Source organism: Pseudomonas sp. AL03 (genome assembly GCF_029960815.1).
Taxonomy (GTDB): domain Bacteria; phylum Pseudomonadota; class Gammaproteobacteria; order Pseudomonadales; family Pseudomonadaceae; genus Aquipseudomonas.
The window spans coordinates 188,224-207,789 of the sequence record NZ_JASBRE010000003.1 but is presented as its reverse complement, the minus strand read 5'-3'; the positions used below and the strand labels follow the sequence as shown (position 1 = coordinate 207,789).

The window sequence follows — 19,566 nt, the reverse complement described above, 5'->3', positions numbered from 1 at the left end:
TCGGTCACGAACCGTCCAGCGTGCGTCGAACCTTGTCCAGCAGTTCATTGATCTGGAACGGCTTGATCAGCATTTCCATGCCATTGCCGAGGAACACCTGACGGTTGATCGCGGTTTCGGCATAACCGGTCATGAACAGGATCGGCAGCTTTTCGCGCCAGCCCCGTGCCACATCGGCCAACTCGCGGCCGCTCATGCGTGGCAAACCGACGTCGGTCAGCAACAGGTCGATGGAGTCGTCGTGTTGCAGGCGTTCGAGGGCACTTTCGATGTCGCCCACCTGCGTGCAACGGTAACCGGCATCCACCAACACTTCGGCCACAAACATGCGCACCGACGGCGTGTCCTCGACGATCAACACATGTTGGCCGTCACCCTGATGATCGACGGTGGTTGACTCGGCGTCGTCGGCCGTGAAGTCGGAACTGGCCGGCAGCATGAGGGTGACTTCGGTGCCGCGCCGGGCGACGCTGCGGATGTGCGCATCGCCACCCGATTGCCGGGCGAAACCGTAGAGGGTCGACAACCCCAGTCCTGTGCCCTGGCCCAGCGGCTTGGTGGTGAAAAACGGGTCGAACACTTTGTCGATCACGCTGTGTTCGATACCGGTACCGTCATCGCGCACAGAAAACGCGACATACGCACCGTCGGCCAGATTGGGGTCGCCATGGGAATAGGCGGCATAGGTGCTGACCCAAATGTTGCCGCCCTGGGGCAAGGCATCGCGAGCGTTGATCACCAGATTGAGCATCGCGCTTTCGAGCTGAATGGGGTCGACCAGGGCGATGGCGGGTTTAGAGGTCAATTCGAGTTTCAGGGCAATGCGCTCGCCGATGGTGCGCACCAGCAGTTCCTCAAGGGAACGCACGTGCTCGTTGATGTCCACGGGCCGGGTATCGAGTGGCTGTTGGCGAGCGAAGGCGAGCAGGCGATGGGTCAGGGACGCGGCACTCATGGCCGAGTTCAAGGCGGCTTCGGCGTAAAACTGAACCTTGTCGGTGCGTGAGGCGGCGATCCGTTTCAGAATCAATTCCAGGCTGGTGATGATGCCGGTCAGCAAGTTATTGAAGTCGTGAGCGATGCCCCCGGTCAGCTTGCCCAGTGCATCCATTTTCTGCACTTGCAGCAGCTGAGCTTCGGTTCGCGCCCGCTCGGCGACTTCTTTGGCCAACTGGGTGGTGGCGTCGTCAAGCCGGGCCAGGTGCGAGCGTTCGCGGTGACGGTGTTCAGTGACATCCTCGACAAACACCAGGCTCAGTTCCGGCGTGCGGTACGGCGAAATTTGCCACTCGGTTTCGCGAGCCTCGCCGTGGACCCGCATGCTCAGCGTGCCTTTCCAGCGCTCGCCATAGGCCAGACGCAGACGCAGTTCCTCGATGACGGCGTCCTGGTCTTCGGCAAAGCACTCGCGCAGGGCGTCCGGGTTGAGGTTGTCCTGAATCAGCTGCGTGAAGGCATGGTTGCATTCGTGCACCTTTAACTCAGCGTCCAGCACCGCGATGGGCGCCGACACATTGACAAAGATTTCACGAAACCGCGCCTCGCTTTCGCGCAGGGCATTTTCGGTTTCACGCACCCGCAGCAAGGTGCGCAAGGTCGCGAGCAGTACATCCGCATCCACCGGGTGGATCAGGTAGGCATCGGCACCCGCGTCCAGGCCGGTGATGATGTCGCCGGTCTGGATCGAGGCCGCCGATACGTGAATCACCGGTAGCAGGGCGGTGGCGGGTTCGGCGCGCAGTTTGCGCACGATGTCGAAACCGCTCATGTCCGGCAGATTGACGTCGAGGATCAGCGCGTCGATCGCTACGCTTTCGATCAGCTCCAGGCCTTCGCTACCCGTGCCGGCTTCGAGCACTTCATAGCCGTAGCGCTCCAGGCGCCGGCGCAGGGCGTAGCGCGTAGCGACGTTGTTGTCGACGATCAGCAAACGGATGTCACGCTTCATCGACGGGCTCCAGGGTGAGATGATCAGTCAGTGTCCGTCACTTGAGCATAGTCAAAGGGTTGCGGCTTTTGACCTTGAATTTCCTTTGCGATGGAACCCTGTCCCCGGGGAGGTTTCGAATCTACAAAGCGCGACTGTTTCAGCCGCGCATTTGCAGTGACGAATGAGGTACTTATGAACGATGACCGTGGTCTTGAAGAAGACGCAAAAACCGCCGAACCCGAAAGCGCAGACAAAGCGGTTGACCAGAAGAATATCCACACGGATAACGATAATGAGTTCAGTCCGGGTTTCAAGCCGAGTCCCGATCGGCCAAAATCTGGGGATGAGACCGATGCCGATATCGACACTGATGGCGGCTAGTCAAGCCATTGAAAAGGCCGCATCAAACGATGCGGCCTTTTTTGTGGGTGCGTTATTTGCTGGGGTGCGCAGCCTGGAGCTTTTTCGCCATATCCAGATGCTTCTCCAGCGCCGGCAGCATTTTTTGCGCGAAACCTTTCAGCTCCGTGGCGCCTTTGGTTTTGTCGTCTGTCACCGTATTGGCTTCTTTCTTGAATAGCTCGATGGTGTCTTCGTGAGCCTTCACCTGATTGTTGGCGTACGCCGCATCGAAGGATTCATCGCGCATGTCGAGGATTTTCTCTTTCGCCTGCTTGACCAGCGTGGTGTTGTCCGGCACTTCGATGTCATTTTTTTTTGCCAGCGCCGCCAGTTCATCGTTGGCCTTGGAATGGTCGGTGATCATCATGTTGGCGAATTTCTTGATGTCCGCCGATGAACTTTTTTCCAGGGCCAATCGGCTCGTTTCGATTTCCGCGATACCGCCCGCGGCCGCGCTGTCGACGAAGTCATTGGAAGTGGCAGCGAAAGCCGTGCCCATGCTGGTACTCAAGGCAACGGCCAACGTGAGGTGGCGCAGGGTAAATCCGTCCATTGGTTATTCTCCACACAGGTTTTCATGGGTGATCGAGTGATCGTTAATCTGTGGAGGCCGACGAGTGGGCAAAGGTTTTATTGCGTTTGCGGTAGGGCGACGAACGGGCACCGCTGGTCTGATAGGCGGTCGACAGAACCCGCTAACCAAGGCCATTCTGATGGTTGGTGAACGCCATTGATCGCGTTTGCCTCCGATCAACAAACGGAGGTGTTCCATGCCGGTGCCACACGACCTTTATCAGGATCTCAAACTTTCAAAGGAAGATATCCAGCAAAAACGCACCAAGGATCCGTTACTGGATTCACTGATCAACAAGTATTCGCAGGCGGACGCCGAGGTCGTAAAGGGCGAAACCGCCCAATCGGATGCGCCCAGCGATGACGCACTGAAGAAACTCAAGGAGAAGCGCGTGCTGGTTAAGCAACAGATCGTTGATCGGCTCCAGACGCCGTCCTGACGCGCCCTGTCTGGTCACCGACGATCGGTGACTGAACAATTGGAACGGCGATAAATACCGGCACCTCGAATGTTCAGAGTCCGAATTTACGGCTCCATGCGAGGTGCCCCATGACCGATCCACTCATCCCCGGCAAAGAAAAGTTCTCCAGTGAAGAGCAGGGTGGATTCGCGGTAATGGCAATCGCTCGCTCCTGCATTTATTGCAATGCCTTGCTCAACGGCAATCGCGCCATATGTTTGGTCTTCAACGACCCGAAATACAACCACTCCCCATACTCGCGAACAGTAGTGATCGGCGAATAGTTGTCGCGGCTGCCGTCCTGCAAGTTGGCGATCACTTTACCGTCCAGATCCAGGCCCAACGCGAAGGCGCGTTTCTCCACCGGTTCAGGCAGGACAGTCATTGCTCGCACGATCATCTTGCGCACGAATGGATGCGGCGCGGTGGCATCGAGCAGTGCGTTGCGTGGTGCATAAAGCGCCACCCAGAAGCGGTCGCGGCCATTGAACGCGAGGTTGTCCGGCAACCCTGGCAGGTTGTCGATGAACAGATCGTGGGTGCCGGTTTTCGGCCCGCTCAGCCAGTAACGACTGATGCGATAGGCACCCGTTTCGTTGACCAGCACAAAGGCATCGTCCGGTCCCAGGGTCACGCCGTTGGCGAACTCCAGCCTATCCAGCAAGACCGCCGTCTTGCCGGTCTGGAAGTCATAACGCAGCAAGCGGCCGTCACCGCCGTGCTCGATGATCGCCTCTCCGTCCCTGCCATAGCCAAAGCGGCTGGAAGCATCACTGAAATAGGCATAGTGCCCAGACTTGTCGATGGCCACGTCGTCGGTGAAACCGAAAGGCACACCATTGGCTGTCGTGGTCAATGGAATCAATCGGCCCTGAGCGTCCAGTGACAGCAAGCCCTTGACCCCATCTGCAATTACCAGCAGACCGTTGGGGTGACGGGCCAGGCCCAAGGGTCTGCCGCCCGTATCGGCCAGGACCTTGGTGACCTTGCCGTCGAGGCTTGTACGTATTAGTCGGCCGTCATGCAAACCCGTGATGAGGACGTTTTCCTCCAGCAGCAACGCTTCCGGCCCGTCGATATCCGTAGCGCCGACGCGCTCCACACCTTTGAGTCGCTGATTGTCGGCGTAGATTCCGCTGGTGAGGGAGGGCGCCGGCGGCGGGGCCCAGGCCACCGGTTGAACCTTGGTCGGCATCAGCAGCAGAAAGGCACCGATGGCAACGATCACCAGCAACACCACATGGCGAAACTTGACGGTTCGACTCACGCGCTGACTCCTGCCGGGGCCCACTGTTTTTGCGCCATTTCGCGCAACGCCAGCATCGACGCTGCCGACTCACGATCGATACGCCGCTTGAGCAGCAGTCGGTTGGCAAGGCGCATCGCCAGGCCGCTGAACTGATACTCCAGGGTGCGGACAAAACGTGTGCTGTCGCCCAAGGCTTCGCACTCGTAAGTCACCACTAAAGACAACCCGTGATCGCCTCGGGCCCAGGCACTCCAGCGGCGTCCTGGCAGGTATTCGTTAACCTCCCAGATCAAGTGTCCCTCACGCCCGCCAGCCTTGATGTCTTCCTCAAACCGCGCCCCGGCATGCAGCGGACCGTTCTGGCCATCAACCTTGAGCGACGATGGATGCCACTCCGGCCAACGGGTCACGGTGCTGGCGTAGGCGAGCACGTCAATCGGGTTTCCAGCGATGTCGATCTGATGCTGCATGCGCGTCATGGGCGTTCTCGTCAAGTGCAGGTCGGTCGGCTCCGGTTCCCAATAGAGGGTGCCGAACAGGTAGTCCATCAGCGGAAAAACGATGTTGAAATTGCGTTCCTGCATCAGCTCACGACGGTGATGCAGTTCGTGCAGGCGGCGCATCTGGCGGATCCACGGTAAACGTGTGACGGGGTTCGCGGGTGGCAAGTGCTCGCAGGCGTGGAACACTTCATAGGTCAGGTATCCGAGGACCAGGCAGCCGCCGAACATTCCGGCGACGTTGGCGTCGAACTGCTTAAGCAGCCACCAGATGGGCAGGGTGATGACAACCGTGTGCAATACGATCAGCCAGGCCGGAAACAGAATTACCCGCCAGTCCCTGGCGTTGTCGTAGGTCATGTGGCCGGGGGCGAAAAAACTGTGGTGGTCGCCCGCGTGGCGGGCGTAGAACATCCGCGCGAAACTTTTTTTGTGATGCCCAAGGTGCCGATGCACGCTGTAAACGCCAAAGTTGAAGAACAGCAGGGCCAGCGGCATTGCCAGCCATTGCAATGGCTGAACTTGATGCACGGTGCTCCAGAATCCACCAATGGCCAGCAACCCGAACAGCAGCACAAAGGCGCCGTGTAGCCATGGGTTGTAAAGCGGATGAATGTCTGCGCGGTAGCGAGCGCGGAATGCTTCGGTGGTCTGCCTCACTGCGTTCACCTGTGGTTATTGTTATCTCCAGCAGATTAGACGATCCCGACGTTTCAGGCGGGCTGAACCAGCAGGTCGCAAGCGCCATGATCCGGTGCAAACCGGACTCAGGTCAGCGGGTTCCAGCGCTGCGACCAGTCATCGTCGGACTTGATCACTTCTCGCAGCAAGTCGAAGGCTCGTTGCAGGGTCGCCGAATCGCGGTCGCGGGAGTAAACCAGATAGGTCGGGTAGCTGAATTCCGGGGCTTTGGGCACTTGCTCCAGCACACCACTTTCTAGATAACTCTGGACCACCCGGGTGCGGAAGTAGCCGCTGCCGCCGTTTTCCAGAATGTACTGCAAGCCCAGTGGGCCGAGGTTGAAGCTCAACGCAGCTTTGGCTTTTTCCGGCAGGGCCGCATCGTGCTGGCGGCGGAAGTCCGGGCCCCAGTCGATGTACACGTAGGGATCGGGACGTGCGGCCAGCCGGACGAGGACGAGTTTTTCTTCCAGTACCTGCTCGACTTGCAGGCGCGGCCAATACTCGGGCTGGTAGACCAGCGCCGCATCCAGAACCCCCAGTTCCAGTTGACGCAGCAGGTTTTCACCGTCACGGATTTCCATCCGTAGTGCGTGGCTGGGAATCTTCTCGCGCAACTCGCCAGCCCAGCTGAGCATCAGCGGGTTGCACAGACTGACTTCGCCACCGATGTGCAACACGTCGCGGTAACCCTCGGGCAACGGCAAGTCCCGTCGCGCCGCTTCCCAGGTTTCGACCAGTTGATTGGCGTAGACCACGAAGGCTTCACCGTTAGGCGTCAGACGGGCGCCGGCCCGATTACGCACGAACAGCGTGCTGCCCAGTTGACTCTCGAGTTTCTGCACGCGCGCTGTGATCGCGGTCTGGGTGACGTGGAGTTTTTCGGCGGCGGCGGCAAGGCTGCCGTGGCGGACGATTTCCAGAAAGGTGCGGGCGAGGTCGATGTCCATGGGGCGGCCGGAGGGGGAAGTGCAGGCATTGTAAACGGATACCGCCGGATCAGTTCATGTAGCAGCTGGCGAAGCCTGCGTTCGGCTGCGCAGCAGTCGTGAATCCTGCTGCACGGTCTTCCTGACACACCGCATGTGCCGATTTTACGACTGCTACGCAGCCGAACGCAGGCTTCGCCAGCTGCTACAGGGATCGAGGAGCTGCCGCAGGCTACGATCTTTTAGCGGCTCAGTTCAAAACGCAAAACACGAACAGCCAAAGGCCCCCCAGAACCCGGCGAAGTCACTGACCGGCGCCGACGACAACCGCGCCCGTTCATGGCGATGGGCATGCACCGCGCAAGCCCCGACACATTGATGAACCTGCGCCGTCAGCGGCGCCAGTGGTTTCCAATGGCCTGGTACTTTGGTCACTGGCGACCACTCAGGCACCACTGGGATTGGAGGCGGCCCGAGTTTTTCAAACTCGACGCTGCCGTAGACGATCTTTCCGTCGACGATTGTCAGTACCGATTCGATCCATTTGACGGCTTCATCCTCGATGTGGAAGTAGTCCGCCGACAACGCAATCAGGTCCGCCAGTTGTCCGACCTTGATCTGGCCTTTTTTGCCTTGCTCGGAGGAAAACCAGGCGCTGCCGTGGGTGAAGAGTTCCAGCGCCGTATCGCGGCTCAAGCCTTGCGGGTACAGCGCCAGACCACCGACGGTGCGGCCGCTGACCAGCCAGTACAACGAGGTCCAGGGGTTGTAGCTGGACACACGCGTGGCATCGGTGCCGGCGCCGACCGGTATACCTTCGGCGAGCATACGAGCGATGGGCGGCGTGGCTTCGGCAGCCTTGGCGCCGTAACGTTCGACGAAGTATTCGCCCTGAAATGCCATGCGATCCTGTATCGCGATGCCGCCGCCGAGGGCTTTCACCCGTTCGATGTTCTGTGGGGTGATGGTTTCGGCGTGGTCGAAGAACCACGGCAAACCATCGAACGGAATGTCGCTGTTGACCTTCTCGAACACGTCGAGCATGCGACTGATGGATTCGTTGTACGTGGCGTGCAAACGGAACGGCCAGCGCTGTTCCACCAGATGGCGGACCACCGGTTCCAGTTCCTGCTCCATGGTTTGCGGCAGGTCGGGGCGTGGCTCGAGGAAGTCCTCGAAATCTGCCGCCGAGAACACCAGCATTTCCCCGGCACCATTGTGCCGTAGAAAGTCATCGCCCTGACCGTAGTGGGAGGTGCTGGTCCAGTTTTTGAAGTCGGTCAGCTCTTCCTTGGGTTTCTGCGTGAACAGGTTGTAGGCAATGCGCACCGTGAGCTGTTGGTCTTTAGCCAGTTGCTGGATGACTTGATAGTCGTCCGGATAATGCTGATATCCGCCGCCGGCATCGATGGCGCTGGTGACACCGAGGCGATTGAGTTCACGCATGAATTGGCGGGTCGAGTTGACCTGATATTCCAGCGGCAGTTTCGGCCCTTTGGCCAGGGTCGAGTAGAGAATCATCGCGTTAGGGCGGGCGATCAGCATGCCCGTCGGGTCGCCATTGGCATCGCGCTGGATTTCGCCACCCGGCGGGTTCGGCGTGTCGCGGGTATACCCGACCACTTTCAACGCCGCACGGTTGAGCAGGGCACGGTCGTAGAGGTGCAGGACGAACACCGGGGTATCCGGCGCAGCCTTGTTCAGTTCGTCGAGGGTCGGCAGGCGTCTTTCGGCGAACTGGAATTCGTTCCAGCCACCGACCACCCGCACCCATTGCGGTGTGGGTGTGCGATCGGCTTGGTCCTTGAGCATGCGCAGCGCATCGACCAGTGAGGGAACGCCTTCCCAGCGCAGTTCGAGGTTGTAGTTGAGGCCACCACGGATCAGGTGCAGGTGCGAGTCGTTAAGGCCGGGAATCACCGTGCGACCGTGCAGGTCGATAATCTGTGTGCCAGGGCCCTGCAGGGCCATGGCCTGGGCATCGCTGCCGACCACCACGAAGCGTCCGTCTTTGATCGCGACGGCACTGGCCTGAGGTTTTTTGCGGTCGACGGTGTGCAGGCGTCCGTTGTACAGGATGAGGTCGGCGGGGGCGTCGGGCATGGTTTTACTCCCTGCAGGTAGCGGGCTGATCCAGGCACCGACGGCACCTGCCGAAAGGCCTTGCAATACACGTCGGCGATTAATTCCGTCGTGGTCGTCAGGTGGGCTCATGGGCAGTGCTCCGCGCAAAGGCTCTTCACAAAAGAAGCGAGGGCAAACAGCCGATGTCTGACGCAGGCGGCCAGAAGGAATATAGACGGCAAATCCACAGGTAGCTGTTTTCCGAGACCGAAAAACGACGAATCCCGCCTCGAGAGGCGGGATTCGTTTGCAGCCAGACGTGCCCCCGAAGGCCGGGAGCGGCGCGCTTAGGCCGGGAACAGCTCGGACAGTTTCATGGCCAGCATCATGTCGCCTTCAGCGCGCAGTTTGCCGCCCATGAACGCTTGCATGCCGTCGGTCGAACCGTCGACGATGCCTTTCAGGGTTTCGCCGTCCATCACCAGAGTGACTTGGGCGTCCGGGTTTTCGCCTTCCTTGAGCTCGCAGGTGCTGTCTTTGATGATCAGCGAGAAGTTCTGGGTGTCGTCGATGCGGAAACCGAATACCAGGTCCAGACCGGCAGCAGCGGCTGGGTTGAACTTGGCTTTCATTGCTTGTACGGCATCAGCTACGGAGGTCATGGTTCGATCCTTTCTTGGGTAATTAGAGCTGGGTGAATACAGCCAGGGTCACAATAGTCCGGACTCAGCGAAACGTGATGAGTTCCGGGGTCTTCAACAGTTGCAGGTGCGCATGACTGTTGAAAGAAGACAGAGCCACCTCGCGACCACGAAACTTCAGCAGGTTGAGCGAGGTGTTGACGATTTGCCAGTTCAGTTCAAACGCCTGCTTTGCTGGCATTTGTGTAATGAGGTGGAGCAGGGCCGTGATGGTGCCGCCGGAAGTGAACACGGCGATTTTCTGGGTGTTGTCGGCGCTTTCGAGGACTCTCTGCAGACCGGCTTGCACTCTCTCGACGAAGCCCAGCCAGCTTTCCAGCCCCTGTGTGTCATAGGTGCCGGCGAGCCAGCGCTCGATGATCAGGGCGAAGATGCGCTGGAACTCACCGCGGTTTTGCGCGGCATTGCGCAGGATGTGCAGCGCTTCGGGTTCGTCCGGTAACAGGGCCGGCAGCAGTGCGCGGATCACCGCGTCGGCGTCGAACTCATTGAAAGCGGAATCGATTTCCAGGGCTGGAACCGGCAGGCCTGCGGCAGCGAACTGTTCAAGTGCGCTGTTGGCCGTGTGCTGCTGGCGGCGCAGGTCGCCCGAAAGGCAGCGATCGAAGCTGATACCCAGCTCAGCGAGGTGCTGGCCGAGGACTTCTGCCTGGCGAATACCGGTCGGCGACAGGACGTCATAGTCGTCTGCACCAAAGGAGGCCTGGCCATGTCGAATCAAATAGATACTGCCCACGTCCGCGTCATCCCGGTACGTTGAAGGTTCGGCGAGGTTATGAGGATGACGGTGAGCTGTCAATGAAAAAACATACGCTTGTTTGAAATGCCCGTTACAGGCATGTTGCCAGAGGTTTCACGGCTGGCCGCCGAGCCGGTGCATGGGTATGCTGGAGGTAATCCCGCGCGCGTTTTTGCAGCGCATCGTATTAAAGGAGTCCCTGTGGAGTTTTTTGCCGAGTACGCAGTTTTTCTGGCTAAGACCGTGACACTGGTGATCGCCATTCTGGTGGTCCTGGCCAGTTTCGCGGCGTTGCGCAGCAAAGGTCGGCGCAAGTCGGTCGGCCAGTTGCAAGTCAGCAAACTCAATGATTTCTACAAAGGGCTGCGCGAACGCCTGGAGCAAACCTTGCTCGACAAGGACCAGCTCAAGGCGCTGCGCAAGGTCGAGGCTAAATCCGAGAAAAAGCAAAAGAAAAAACCTGAAGCCAAACCTCGGGTGTTCGTGCTGGATTTCGACGGCGATATCAGGGCATCCGCTACTGAAAGCCTGCGTCATGAAATCACCGCGCTGCTGACCCTCGCCACGCCCAAGGATGAAGTGGTGCTGCGCCTGGAAAGCGGCGGCGGCATGGTTCACAGCTACGGCCTGGCCTCCTCGCAACTGGCGCGCATCCGTGATGCCGGCGTGCCGTTGACCGTGTGCATCGACAAGGTCGCGGCCAGCGGCGGCTACATGATGGCGTGCATCGGCGAGAAGATCATCAGTGCGCCGTTCGCAATCCTCGGCTCGATCGGTGTCGTTGCGCAGTTGCCTAACGTCAACCGCCTGCTGAAGAAGCACGACATCGACTTCGAAGTGCTGACCGCCGGCGAATACAAGCGCACCCTGACGGTGTTTGGCGAAAACACCGAGAAGGGCCGCGAGAAGTTCCAGGAAGACCTGGACATTACTCACCAATTGTTCAAGAACTTCGTTTCCCGCTATCGCCCGCAACTGGCCATCGACGAAGTGGCCACCGGTGAAATCTGGCTCGGTGTCGCGGCGCTGGACAAGCAATTGGTGGACGAACTCAAGACCAGCGATGAGTACCTCGCCGAACGGGCGAAAAAATCCGAGCTTTATCACCTGCACTACGCCGAACGCAAAAGCTTGCAAGAGCGCATCGGCATGGCGGCCAGTGGCTCGGTGGATCGCGTGCTGCTGAGCGGGTGGAGTCGATTGACTCAACAACGCTTCTGGTAAAGCTTCACTGCGCGTCCGTAAACAAATGAAACCGTGGCGTGCGCCGCGGTTTTTTTGTCCTGTCATCTTCGAATTACCCCCTGCCCTCAACCATCAGCGAATTCTCCTAAGTGCGCAGACGATCCTTCCTGCTGCCGATCCAAAAATAGCGGCTTATGGTGCTATTCCTTATGTTTGCAATGGAATGCATATGAATGACCATCTGCGTGACAACGTTAGTGTGCCGAGTTCGCCCGTCCTGCCGATGGGTGAAGAACTGAGGTCGACAGTGAACACAGCGCTGCCGCAATCTCCCGAACAGTTCGGCGCACAGTTGATCAAGGAGAAATGGGGGCCGGGCATTGAGCCGCAGACGACTTTGTTGGTAACGCTCGACTACAACTACCATGGGCATCCCTATCAGGACGGTAGCCAGCAAGGTCGGGTGGTAAACTCGCAGACACTGTTACAGGCGCTGCTGTCCAACTATCAAACCGTCGGCGACGGTCGTTTCGGCGAAACCGCATTCGGCCTGTACACGCCGCCCGACATCGGCCCTTGCGTCCACATCGTGGCCAATGTCGATGAGTTTGCCTACCACGGCAGCGGCAACCACGAAACCTACGAAGGCATCTACCGTCAGACGGTGCCACAAGCCTTCGGCCCCACCACGCAAATCGCCCTCAGACCAGCCGATTTCAAGCGGTGGGTGTGGACATTGGATCTGCAGACTCACTTTCAGGATTATCTCGATCTTGCCTGGCCCGCTGATGAGCGGATCGTGCGGGCCGAACCGTACGCGCTGAGAACGTCGGTCAAGGCAGCGTTTATCATGAGTGCCTGCCTGCAATATCAGGAAGGCAGTCTGAGCCATGAGGGCCTGGCGCTGGCGATGCAGGCAAGCGGATTGCCGGCGGATCAAGCCTGGAGCACGTTGACCACCACCGACCTGCAAACCCCGACCCGCGTCAGTGCGCAAGTCGAGGCCAGTCGCCTGACGATCTATCGCCACACCTCGACTGATATCTGGTGCTTTCGCCAACGCGCGGGCACCAGGATCTTGTTGTACATCCCGGCGAACTCTTCGCCGTTGCATGAGTTTGTCGACGTCCACCACTTGCGCGAATGGGTCGTGGCGCAAGCAAAGGGGGCTGACACAAAACAAGCCCTGGCCGCGCACTTTGATGATGATGACCGTGAGGACGGCACCTTTCATGCGGGTGTCTTGACTGCATTGGAGGGGATGGCGATCTACCCGAGAAAGCACAGGCTGACAAAGAACGCCGGTTTCTTCAACGATGACGGCTATTGGGAGCCGCAGGACTACATCGACGTTGAGCGTGCGTCTGCCGCAGTCGATCCGTTTGCGCAACTGGTGTTGACCATGAAGCGGGCGGCCATGGCCAGCGTCAAATCCATCCGTGACGATGCTCAGGTCAATCGAGACAATCTGAGTGCGGTAGTTGAACCGCTGGTGCGGTGGATCAACCAGTTTGGTCCGTTGGCACTGTTTGTTCCCGGTGGCGAAGGGTTGTTGGCGCTGGCCGGGCTCATCGATGCCGGCTACGGCATCAATCAGGCAGTCAACGGCCAAACCGCCGAAAAACGTTCCGAAGGCGTGACGCGCACCGTGTTCGGCTTGCTCAATGCGCTACCGTTGGCCGGGGCTGTCGCGGCTCTCAAGGGCGAAGGCGCAAGCGCGGGCAGAGTGGCTGAAACACTCCACGAGTCCTCGGAGCCCGTCAGCGAACCGAGCACCGAGCTTCTGCCCGACGCGACGGCTCTCCTCACACCCGGGCAAGCGCCACCGTCGGTGCTGACACGGTTGGAGCTGATCCGTGGTGTGTGCGCCCCGTTTGCTTCGTTCAGTGATGAGGTGCTGGGCCAAATCGCCAGAATCAGTACCGTCGACGACATGTTGCGCCTGATGCAGGTCGGGCGTGCGCCGACTCCGCTGCTGGTCGACACCATCAGCCGATTCAAGCTCGATCAGGCGCTTGAAGCGATTGTCGACCCGGCAGCGCGAGCGCAATTGTTCAATACGCGTTATCAGGCACTCCAGCAGTCGGAGCACGAATGGGTTCGGTTGTTTCAACGGGAGTATCCCGGTTTGCCGAAAGCCGTCGTGGAGCAGATCCTGGACCGCTCGGGCGTCGAAATCGTGCGGCCGGTCGATGCTGTCGAGGCGCTTCAGGTGTTCAAGCGCCTGGACGGCAAGGCCCGACAGTATCAAGGCCACGTAAGGCTCAATCGCGCCTATGAGAGTCTTTACTTGCACTCGATCGATCACCCCGAATCCGATATCCTCGCCCTGCATTCACTTGGGCGCTTACCCGGTTGGCCCAGGCGCTTGCGAATCGAAGTGCTTGAGGGTTCGATCAGTGGCCGGGTACTGGATCGCTGCGGCCCGCTCGATTCGCCGGACTGCCGTCGGTTGATCAAGACCGGTAACCGCTATCGAAATTCTGCAGCGGCGGATACCGCCACCGCAAAGTCGGATTTGTTTTGCGCGCTACTCGGTGCGTTGTCTGCCGAGGAGCGCGAGGCGTTGTCCTTGCGCTCGCTGGATCAGGCCGGCGAATTACGGCTTCGCCTCGGTGAGCAGGCGATCACACGTTCCGAGCTGATGCTCGGGTTGAATCGAATGGATAGCGGATTGCCTTTTGAATCCCAGGGTTTGCGCGGCGGCGGATTTCCGCACACCCCGCAAGCTGCGGCGCTGACCCATGAAATGATGCGGCTGCAGGTCAAGGATCTTTATCCGGATTTCACCAACGCCCAAGCTGATGAACTGCTTCGAGCGGCGGGCGTTGGGGCTCAAGCGCTTCTGGACAGTCTGAAGTTACAGTTGCAGCAATTGAGCATTGATCTGCGCTACTGGGTCGATCAGTCGTTGCTGGATGTCGATGATATGGATCTGGACTTCCTCACGCTGGGCGATGAAGACGCTGCAGGCATGAACGCTCAACAGGTGGCGGCGCACAATGTTGAAATGTTGCAGCACGTGATCGACTACGAACGCCAAACCCGCAACGAACTGGCCGACGAATTGATCGCCATCTGGCAAAAGCGTTCGGCTGACACCGATCGCGTCCTTTCTGGCGAAGGGGTTGCCGGTTACAAACTCAATCTGGATTTTGAGGACTATCACCGTTTGCCGGCGATGAACGTTCGTTTCGACGAGGTCATCGAACTGTCGATGCACGGATTGCACCTGCTCGAGCGCGAGAGCCTGAATGCGTTTCTGGAGAGTTTCCCGAACCTGCATTCCCTGAATCTGAAAAATGTCGACCTGCGCCGCCTCAACGCCGCTGGCGTGCTGGAGGGTGAGCTGCCCTCGACGATTCGGCAAATGAACCGGCTCGAAACACTGAATCTCAACGCCACGTTTCTAGCGTTCAAAGAAGACACCGCCGGGCATTTTTGCGATCTGCTCAGTTTGCAAACGCTGGACCTGAGTGATAATCCGTTGGCCGTCCCGCCTGTGGTGCTGGGCTTGAACGAATTGCGCGTTCTGAACCTGAGAAACACCGGTATTACCCGATGCCCGGTGGGCATTGCCAATGACCCGTATTTGACTTCGCTGGATTTGCGCGACAACCGGATCACTCGGGTTCCCGACGCGATACTGAATCAGGCTGTCGCCAAGGATCGGATACGGCTTTGGGGCAACCCGCTCACGGATGAGGATACGCTGATACGACTGGTCGAACATCGGGAGCGCACCGGCATCAATCTCTGGCTGAGCGAGCCGGGCGTTGATTATGGCAGCGCGATACCGTGGCTGGAGGAAGGTGACGAGCTATTGCGGACATCCCGGCAGGAGATCTGGCAGCGGTTCGCGGCAAAACCCTCGGGTGCTGCGTTTCTGCGGGGCATGGACGGGTTAAGCCTGACGGCGGATTTCCGCGTTGGTTACTGGTTGCTGCAAGCCCGGGTATGGCGATTGCTGCGTGAAGCGGATGCTTCAGAGGAGTTGTGGGGCTGGCTGCGGCAATGTGTCGAAACGACACTCGCCGATGCGGAGAATCCGTTCAGGTTGTTTACCGTGCTGGAAGATCGGGCGCGCCTTTACAGCAACTGGATAGCCATGGGACGGCCAATTCCGCTAGGAGAGCATCCAGTGCCTTGACGGGAGGGGAGAACGCCTTGAACCTCCGGATGGAGGTTCAAGGCATCACGATCAACGGCGACGGAACAGCGGCAGCGGTTCGTCTGTGGCGGCCTGATAGGTCACCGAGAAGTCCTTGAGACCTTCAAGGGCTTCGTACGGGTCTTTATCGGCGCGAATGGCAAACGCGTCGAAACCGCAGCGATGCAGGTAAAACAGCTGGTCGCGCAGCACATCGCCAATCGCCCGCAGCTCGCCTTTGAAACCGTAACGGTCGCGCAGCAAACGGGCGTTGGAATAGTTGCGGCCGTCGGTGAAGGCAGGGAAATTCAAGGCGATCACCTTGAAGTCTGCCACGTCTTCACCGATTTCTTCGGCTTCTTCGTCAGCGTCCAGCCACACACCCAACCCGCCGTCGCGGGCCTTGAGCATACGGCTGTGTTCGCGCCACAGCTGTAGCGGGACAATGTAGTCGTCGCAATTGGTGATTTCGTCGATGTTGAAATCCTTGGGCAACAGGTGCCAGGTTTCGTCGACGACTTCGTTGTTCTTAATGATTCGCTGCATAGACGCGCTCCTTGAAGAGGTCAATGCCAATACGCTGATAAGTGTCGATGAAACGCTCGTCTTCGGTACGTTGTTCGATGTACACGTCGATCAGCTTTTCGATCACATCAGGCATGACGTCCTGGGCAAAGGACGGGCCGAGAATTTTACCCAGGCTGGCGTCGCGACTTCCGCTGCCACCCAGGGAAACCTGGTAGAACTCTTCGCCTTTCTTGTCCACCCCGAGGATGCCGATGTGGCCGACGTGGTGGTGACCACAGGCGTTCATGCAACCGGAAATGTTCAGGTCCAGTTCGCCGATATCGAATAGGTAATCCAGGTCTTCGAAGCGACGCTGGATTGATTCGGCAATCGGGATCGACTTGGCGTTGGCCAGGGAACAGAAGTCGCCGCCCGGGCAGCAGATGATGTCGGTCAGCAAGCCGATGTTCGGCGTGGCGAAACCCTGTTCACGTAACTCGCCCCACATCGCGAACAACTGACTTTGTTCAACGTCGGCCAGAATGATGTTCTGCTCGTGAGAGGTGCGCAGCTGACCGAAGCTGTAACGATCGGCCAGGTCGGCAACGGCATCGAGCTGCTTGTCGGTGATGTCGCCCGGTGCAACACCGGTTGGCTTCAGGGACAGTGTCACGGCCACATAACCTGGCTTCTTGTGGGCCAGGGTATTGCGGGAGCGCCAGCGAGCGAAGCCAGGGTGCTGTTTGTCGAGCTCGGCCAGTTCAGCGGTCTGGTTGTCCAGAGCCTTATAGTCCGGGTCGACGAAGTGTTTGGTCACGCGATGCACTTCGGCTTCGGTCAGCGTGGTCTGGCCACCGCGAAGGTGTTCCATTTCTGCGTCGACTTTTTGCGCGAAGACTTCAGGTGTCAGGGCCTTGACCAGAATCTTGATCCGCGCTTTGTACTTGTTGTCACGACGGCCGTAGCGGTTGTAGACCCGCAGGATGGCGTCGAGGTAGCTCAACAGGTCTTTCCACGGCAGGAATTCATTGATGAATGCGCCCACCACCGGGGTACGGCCGAGACCGCCACCCACCAGCACACGGAAGCCTAGCTCGCCCGCAGCGTTGTGCACCGGCTCAAGGCCGATGTCATGGACTTCGATGGCCGCACGGTCGGACGTCGAACCGTTAATGGCGATCTTGAACTTGCGCGGCAAGTAAGCGAATTCCGGGTGGAACGTGGTCCACTGACGGACGATCTCACACCATGGGCGCGGATCGATCAACTCGTCGGCAGCGACACCGGCGAACTGGTCGGTGGTGACGTTGCGCAAGCAGTTGCCGCTGGTCTGGATCGCGTGCATCTGCACGGTCGCCAGTTCGGCAAGGATGTCCGGGATGTCTTCCAGCGCCGGCCAGTTGAACTGTACGTTCTGCCGGGTGCTGATGTGGGCATAGCCTTTGTCATAGTCACGGGCAATCCTGGCCATCATTCGCGTCTGGCGCGAAGTGAGCTGGCCGTAAGGCACCGCCACCCGCAACATCGGCGCGAAGCGCTGGATATAAAGGCCATTTTGCAGGCGCAGGGGGCGGAATTCTTCTTCGCTCAGCTCGCCTGCCAGATAGCGTCGGGTCTGATCACGGAACTGCTTGACGCGGTCCTCGATGATCCGCTGATCGTACTCGTCGTATACGTACATATAAGTCCTGTTCTCAGGCTTGGGCCGGTCGGATCCAGTTGCGTTTTTCGCCTAGAAGTCTCCGATGCTGCCTCGGCAATTCTGCGCGCACGGCCGCGCACTCCCAACGGAGCCGGGGCAAGATACCAGTTTGCAGTTATGCGCAAAAGTGATGTTTGAGTATATGTAAAGAACCAAAACGACTAATGAGGAGCAACACGGTAAAACCCACATTTGTGGTGCGGGCAATCATCGTCTTAACTGTGCTCGAGTCTTTCTGCAATCACCGATCAAACCGACAAGAGGCGATGCAATGAGCAACCCTTCCAAAGTTTCAAAGCCTGACAGCACGGTCGATGCTTGGGCCATTCTGTTTTTGATCATTCTGGTCGTGGGCACAGCGGTATTCTGGGTCAGCCATCAATAACCGACCCCGTCCGGACCCGATTCCGACGATTGTCGGACAATAACCCGAATAAAAGCGTTTTCCGGGACTTCGCTGGCTATAATGCGCGGCGAATTGCCGGGGGCTCGGACGATCAATGTTGAAGTTTTTCTACTCATTCCTGCTGATGTGCGGCGCGGTTTACGGACCCGGTGCGCGGGCGGAATCAGTGCTGTTCCTGAATCCCGGAGCCACTCAGGAAGCTTTCTGGGTCAGCTATTCGCAATTCATGCAGGCGGCGGCCAGGGATCTGGGCATTGACCTACAGATTCTTTATTCCCAGCGCATGCCCGAGCTCACGCTGGCGCAAGCTCGCCTGGCGCTGCAGGGTGACAATCGTCCGGACTATCTGGTTTTCGTCAACGAACAGTACGTCGCGCCGCAAATCCTGCGTCTGGCCGAGGGCAGCGGGGTGAAGTTGTTTATGGTCAACGCTTCGTTGACGGCCAATCAGCTGAGTCTGCTGGGGGATCGCGCTGATCGGTTGGGCAGCCTGGTGCCCAACGATGAGGAGGGCGGCTACCTGATGCTCAAGGAACTGATTCGCCAGCATCCGCCCGTGGCCCCCGGTCAGGTCATCGAGTTGCTGGCGTTTTCCGGCCTGAAGATCACACCTTCGGCGCAACTGCGCGAGCAAGGCATGATGCGGGCCTTGGCCGAGCACCCTGAAGTGCGCTTGCGCCAGCTGGTTTACAGCGGCTGGACCCGGGATCGGGCGTATGAACAGGCCACACTGCTGTTCCGGCGTTACACGAAGGTCTCGTTGGTGTGGTCAGCCAATGACGAAATGGCGTTTGGCGCCATGCAGGCGTATTCGGAGATGGGCGGGATGCCCGGCAAGGACGCGTTGTTCAGTGCGGTCAACACCTCGCCAGCAGCGTTGCAGGCGACGGTCGACGGACGCATAAGCGTGTTGTTGGGCGGGCACTTCACGTTGGGCGGCTGGGCACTGGTGGCGTTGCATGACCTTGAGCAGGGCGTGGACCTGAGCCAGTACGGCGGCCGTGACCGGCAGATCCCGTTGTTGCAACTGATCGACAAGGCACAGGCCAAGCGATTGCTGGCCATGGGTGCATCACCGGATTACGGTGTGAACTTCCGTCGTCTTTCAGCCAAGGGCCAGCCGGCGTCGTATCGCTATCCGTTCACTCTGCAAACCTTGATGCGCTAAACCCCGGCCAAGTGCACTACCAGCTGCACGATGCCGAACAGCGTCAATGCAAACACTGCGGTGAACAAAATCCCCAGAATCACAAAATGACTCGGCTTGCCGTGCGTGAAGTCCCGGGCCCGGTTCTTCCCGCTTTGCACCCCGAACGCCGCGGCCATGATGCTGTGCAGCATCTGCCAGAACGTCGGCGGTTTGTTGTCGACTGGATCGTCCATAAAC

The 19,566-nt window shown here is 59.0% G+C and carries 16 protein-coding genes; 5 read left to right on the top strand and 11 right to left on the bottom strand.

The genetic code is table 11. The features are described from left to right. Nucleotides 1-4 precede the first annotated feature (4 nt). A complete protein-coding gene (locus QK293_RS05005) occupies nucleotides 5-1,948 on the bottom strand; it encodes a response regulator (protein ID WP_282375980.1) in 1,944 nt (647 codons plus the stop codon). Between the two features lie 174 nt (nucleotides 1,949-2,122). Between QK293_RS05005 and QK293_RS05000 the strand changes: the two genes are divergently transcribed. Beyond that, nucleotides 2,123-2,311 carry a hypothetical protein gene (locus QK293_RS05000; RefSeq protein ID WP_282375978.1) on the top strand — a complete coding sequence of 63 codons (189 nt, stop codon included), beginning with the start codon at nucleotides 2,123-2,125 and terminating at the stop codon, nucleotides 2,309-2,311. Nucleotides 2,312-2,363: 52 nt separating this feature from the next. Here QK293_RS05000 and QK293_RS04995 read toward each other — a convergent pair whose 3' ends face one another. After that, a complete protein-coding gene (locus QK293_RS04995) occupies nucleotides 2,364-2,885 on the bottom strand; it encodes a DUF4142 domain-containing protein (RefSeq protein WP_282375976.1) in 522 nt (173 codons plus the stop codon). Between the two features lie 217 nt (nucleotides 2,886-3,102). Here QK293_RS04995 and QK293_RS04990 point away from each other — a divergent pair, with 217 nt between their 5' ends. Beyond that, entirely contained in the window at nucleotides 3,103-3,345 is a 243-nt protein-coding gene (locus tag QK293_RS04990; RefSeq protein ID WP_282375974.1) for a hypothetical protein, read from the top strand. A gap of 199 nt (nucleotides 3,346-3,544) precedes the next feature. On the opposite strand, the gene QK293_RS04985 is transcribed toward QK293_RS04990, so the two are convergent. The 6 genes from QK293_RS04985 to QK293_RS04960 form a co-directional block, all read right to left on the bottom strand. Continuing rightward, nucleotides 3,545-4,633, bottom strand: a complete 1,089-nt coding sequence (locus QK293_RS04985) for an SMP-30/gluconolactonase/LRE family protein (protein WP_282375970.1) — start codon at nucleotides 4,631-4,633, stop codon at nucleotides 3,545-3,547. Further along, a complete protein-coding gene (locus tag QK293_RS04980; protein WP_282375968.1) occupies nucleotides 4,630-5,775 on the bottom strand; it encodes an SRPBCC family protein in 1,146 nt (381 codons plus the stop codon). The genes QK293_RS04985 and QK293_RS04980 overlap by 4 nt, the downstream gene beginning before the upstream one ends. A gap of 107 nt (nucleotides 5,776-5,882) precedes the next feature. Continuing rightward, nucleotides 5,883-6,746 (bottom strand): LysR family transcriptional regulator, encoded by an 864-nt coding sequence (locus QK293_RS04975; protein ID WP_282375966.1) that lies wholly within the window; start codon nucleotides 6,744-6,746, stop codon nucleotides 5,883-5,885. 234 nt (nucleotides 6,747-6,980) lie between these two features. Continuing rightward, nucleotides 6,981-8,828: an amidohydrolase gene (locus tag QK293_RS04970; protein ID WP_282376088.1), complete on the bottom strand. Its 1,848-nt coding sequence runs from the start codon at nucleotides 8,826-8,828 to the stop codon at nucleotides 6,981-6,983. A gap of 308 nt (nucleotides 8,829-9,136) precedes the next feature. After that, nucleotides 9,137-9,451 carry an SCP2 sterol-binding domain-containing protein gene (locus tag QK293_RS04965; protein ID WP_282375964.1) on the bottom strand — a complete coding sequence of 105 codons (315 nt, stop codon included), beginning with the start codon at nucleotides 9,449-9,451 and terminating at the stop codon, nucleotides 9,137-9,139. A 64-nt stretch (nucleotides 9,452-9,515) separates the two neighbouring features. After that, complete coding sequence (locus QK293_RS04960; protein ID WP_282375962.1) at nucleotides 9,516-10,226, bottom strand: histidine phosphatase family protein; 711 nt, start codon at nucleotides 10,224-10,226, stop codon at nucleotides 9,516-9,518. A 204-nt stretch (nucleotides 10,227-10,430) separates the two neighbouring features. Between QK293_RS04960 and sohB the strand changes: the two genes are divergently transcribed. Both sohB and QK293_RS04950 read left to right on the top strand, forming a co-directional pair. Further along, complete coding sequence (gene sohB / locus QK293_RS04955; RefSeq protein WP_282375960.1) at nucleotides 10,431-11,453, top strand: protease SohB; 1,023 nt, start codon at nucleotides 10,431-10,433, stop codon at nucleotides 11,451-11,453. A gap of 190 nt (nucleotides 11,454-11,643) precedes the next feature. Next, the gene (locus QK293_RS04950; RefSeq protein ID WP_282375958.1) at nucleotides 11,644-15,564 is read left to right on the top strand and encodes a DUF6543 domain-containing protein; all 3,921 of its coding nucleotides are present in this window, start codon (nucleotides 11,644-11,646) and stop codon (nucleotides 15,562-15,564) included. Nucleotides 15,565-15,615: 51 nt separating this feature from the next. Here the strand turns inward: QK293_RS04950 and QK293_RS04945 are convergent, their stop codons facing one another. Continuing rightward, nucleotides 15,616-16,110 (bottom strand): DUF934 domain-containing protein, encoded by a 495-nt coding sequence (locus QK293_RS04945; protein WP_282375956.1) that lies wholly within the window; start codon nucleotides 16,108-16,110, stop codon nucleotides 15,616-15,618. Continuing rightward, nucleotides 16,094-17,752 (bottom strand): nitrite/sulfite reductase, encoded by a 1,659-nt coding sequence (locus QK293_RS04940; protein WP_282375954.1) that lies wholly within the window; start codon nucleotides 17,750-17,752, stop codon nucleotides 16,094-16,096. The genes QK293_RS04945 and QK293_RS04940 overlap by 17 nt, the downstream gene beginning before the upstream one ends. Nucleotides 17,753-18,273: 521 nt before the next feature. On the opposite strand from QK293_RS04940, the gene QK293_RS04935 reads away from it, so the two are divergent. Continuing rightward, nucleotides 18,274-19,347 (top strand): ABC transporter substrate-binding protein, encoded by a 1,074-nt coding sequence (locus QK293_RS04935; protein WP_282375952.1) that lies wholly within the window; start codon nucleotides 18,274-18,276, stop codon nucleotides 19,345-19,347. On the opposite strand, the gene QK293_RS04930 is transcribed toward QK293_RS04935, so the two are convergent. Next, the gene (locus tag QK293_RS04930; protein WP_282375951.1) at nucleotides 19,344-19,562 is read right to left on the bottom strand and encodes a DUF2970 domain-containing protein; all 219 of its coding nucleotides are present in this window, start codon (nucleotides 19,560-19,562) and stop codon (nucleotides 19,344-19,346) included. The two genes, QK293_RS04935 and QK293_RS04930, sit on opposite strands and share 4 nt — an antisense overlap. Nucleotides 19,563-19,566: the final 4 nt, after the last annotated feature.